Annotated in this window: 2 protein-coding genes; both read right to left on the bottom strand. The window is 34.3% G+C overall.

Annotated elements, in window-relative coordinates; translation table 11 throughout:
- Window positions 1–108 precede the first annotated feature (108 nt).
- Window positions 109–1,026 carry a C13 family peptidase gene (locus HNS40_RS21910; protein WP_256367569.1) on the bottom strand — a complete coding sequence of 306 codons (918 nt, stop codon included), beginning with the start codon at window positions 1,024–1,026 and terminating at the stop codon, window positions 109–111.
- A gap of 310 nt (window positions 1,027–1,336) precedes the next feature.
- Window positions 1,337–2,782, bottom strand: coding sequence for a T9SS type A sorting domain-containing protein (locus HNS40_RS21905; RefSeq protein WP_172284849.1), 1,446 nt, complete (start codon window positions 2,780–2,782; stop codon window positions 1,337–1,339).
- Window positions 2,783–3,235 lie beyond the last annotated feature (453 nt).

Below are 3,235 nucleotides of genomic sequence, written 5' to 3'. Positions count from 1 at the left end.
AACAACCACCGGCAGAAAGGTCACCTTCAGTCGTTTCTTGCTAAAGCAATATTATGAAAATAAGTAATGAAAAACACATATATTTGAACCTAAATTAAAATAGTCCGATTAATAGGGGGCTAGACCACCAGCATCAACAATCAAATTAGCATTATTTAGTAGATAAACATCAGCATTGGAAAATAGTTGAAGTTGTTTACCGGGAAAGACATGTATATCTTTCGAAATTCCTATCAAACCCCGGTATGATTCATTATCTGTAATATCCACGTGGAGTAAGGTTGGGTATTCTAGTGAAGTATATTCTCCAATGTCACCCTCATCGGATAGTAAGGATTCTGCATCTGGATTATCTTCCTGATCATCTGCCCATTCCCATATTTCATATAAACTAAGATAATTATCGTTATTTTCATCGGCATCAGTATAAGGAGTATCGTCATATTCAAGGTTGCCGGTTGGGGATGAACCATTAGCAACGGAAAAAACATGAAAAAAAAACTCGCCATGGTGATATGGAATATTATTTATAATTTCATTTTCAATTTCCGGGGTATCATTTGCTCTCCAAGCACTTTCTTCTTCCTCACAAGCTGATTGGAAAAAGGTAGTAGGCCCTTCAAGTTCATCGGCAAAACCACCTGAATGACATTGCTCCATCCAAAATGCTTTCTTGTTAGCCTGTATTGGATTTACAAGTGAAGCAAAGTCGTCGTCAGTAATGACACCATCAATAAGATGAAGCGTAGCATTACCATTTACAAGACCTCCGTGGTCAAATGTCCAAACTAAAAGAAAATCATCGGGTGTTATCTGGGGAAAATCACCTGTTCCATTAGCCAGACCATTGAAAACAGTGTTTACATTGGCTATGCTTGCAGAATAATCGGTTACGGTTTCAGTAGGATCAACTGGTTTGTATCTGGCAGCAATATTTGGATTAGTAACTGAGTAATCTTCTCCTCCAGCAAACAGTACAATAATATTCTCCTGTGAAAAACCTTTTTCCTGCAGCATTTCCCACATTAAATAGGTGTCGTTCCAAAATTCGTCGTAATCTTCAGGTTCATCCTTGTTAATACCTCCATTCCATAAATCACTCTCAGGAATGGAATTTTGAGTGGCAGCATAATCACCGGTAATTAAGACAGCATACTTTTTCTATGCATTTGCTAGATGGCTAATGCCGAAAGCCATAAATACTACAAATAAAATTTTTACTTTAATCATAATTTCTAAATTTGCGACTCAAACTGGTTGCTGGAGCAGTATGATTTTTTCTTTCGCGATGATTAGTCATACTTGCTCCTTTTAGCCGGTTTTGTCAGTTAACTTTTTATTTTATTATTTCCACTAAACGTGTTATAAATTGCCTGCCAGTTTGCAGACGGATTAGGTACAAGCCGCTTTTAACCTCCTTATTGTTTTTATCTGTACCCTTCCATATAATTTGATACTTGTTAGGCGTTTGTTTTTTTTCTAATAAAGTGTTTATTAATTTACCCTGTATATCATAGATTTTTATTGAAATGAGTTCTGTTTCTTTTATTGAATACGAAATTGTTGTATGAGCTTTTGTGGGATTGGGATAAATATTGTATAAATCAATGACTATGGGGCTATTTTCTACACTGGTTGTTATTTCGTGTTTTCTTATTACGATAGGTATGTCAGGGTTAGGGGAAGAGCTATACGCTTTGGCACTTACAAGATATAAATAATTAGCTTTACTAATTAATTTATTACCATAATTTCCAAAATCACCTTCATCAATTATTTCTCCCACCCATTCATTATTCAGTAATTGATAATGAACCAATCGATATCCATCTTCAAATTCTTCGTTATCAATAATGTGGGTTTTGTTGTTTAAATCAACAATAATGGCTTGCTCGCTTGCATCTTCAGCTAATATTATCGGATTTGACCAATTAGTACCGTCAAATTTTGTAAAGAGCGTTCCGTTATCTGGAGGAATATTGTCATTTATCATTTGTCTCCAAACAATTTGGGGGTTGTTATCATTATCAAGTGTGATATCATTTCCCGCCCAGGCATCATAATCATAACTTACTTGCAATAAATCCGACCATGCATTATTCCAATATGTGCAATAAACTATCCTTTGATCATAAGCAGACTGACCCTCAAAATACCTATAACCGGAACAGTGTATCTTATTTGTATTGTCAACTACTGCTCTTTCCAAATAATAACTATCATTATTATTATATGGGATTTGTATTTCACCCCAAACACCATTTTCCAACACTCGGTAAAATGTAGTTCCATTTTGGAAATCATGAAACCAGAAGCAGTATAGTTTATCGTTGTGGTCAATTACCAGTCGATTGTGCCTGGCTCCGGTCCAAGCAATTGAAACAGTATCATAAGAACTCCACATATTGTCTTCATATTTCCTGTATACAATAAGTGTACCTCCTGGGTTGATTACATCATAATCGTAAGTTAAATGCAAATTGTTTTCTGAGTCGGCCACAATATGTGGGTTTTCCATCCAAAGACTAGTGTTTTGTGATACATTTTCTGGTGTGCTCCAAGTCTGTCCATCATCAGTAGATTTACTGTAATATATATGCTTGTAGTTTGATTCAACTTTATAACTCCATACGCAATGTATAATTCCTAAATTGTCAATACAAAAGTCGGAATTATTATTTACACCTTGCAAAGTGCTTATTTGTATTGGTTCTGTCCAGTTTTGTGCAATAGTATTTATTGTTAATGTACTTAATAATAATATGTATAGTATTTTTTTCATTTTAATAAGTTTTAAAAAATATATCTATTATTGACATTTTAATATTCACTTTAGCCATTTCATTATTTATTTGGTGTCAGCCCTAATTTAAGCTCTTTTGGCTTTCTCTTTGTTTGTTTTGTGGTTTGAGAAAACCAAATGTGCTTAAATGTGCTGTGGGCTTTCGCCTTGTTGCCAACGTCCTAGGCTATGCATAGTGTGGTTTTCAAAGCCATTATCTATCTGCCTACTCCGATGTTTATTTTATGTTTATATGTTCTATTCTACTACAAAACCCACATTATGTATGAGCCTTTGTTACCAAGCGTTTTGAACTCTTCAATTTATAGGTTTCATCTCCTTCAAATCACCAAATAATCAAAGCATTAAAATCTATATTATTAGTCATTCTTCAGGGCATTTTTTATTTTAAAAACTCTTTAAGCGGCCAAAAAAGTTCGAACTTAAAATGTC

Source organism: Lentimicrobium sp. S6 (assembly GCF_013166635.1).
In the GTDB taxonomy this organism is placed as follows: domain Bacteria; phylum Bacteroidota; class Bacteroidia; order Bacteroidales; family UBA12170; genus UBA12170.
Note: the sequence above shows the minus strand (reverse complement) of the source record. Positions and strands in the feature narration are given on the sequence as shown.

Excerpts from the sequence above, each read along its gene's own strand:
- HNS40_RS21910 (WP_256367569.1), bottom strand. The coding sequence starts at position 1,026 with ATGTGGGAAATGCTGCAGGAAAAAGGTTTTTCACAGGAGAATATTATT.
- HNS40_RS21905 (WP_172284849.1), bottom strand. The coding sequence starts at position 2,782 with ATGAAAAAAATACTATACATATTATTATTAAGTACATTAACAATAAAT.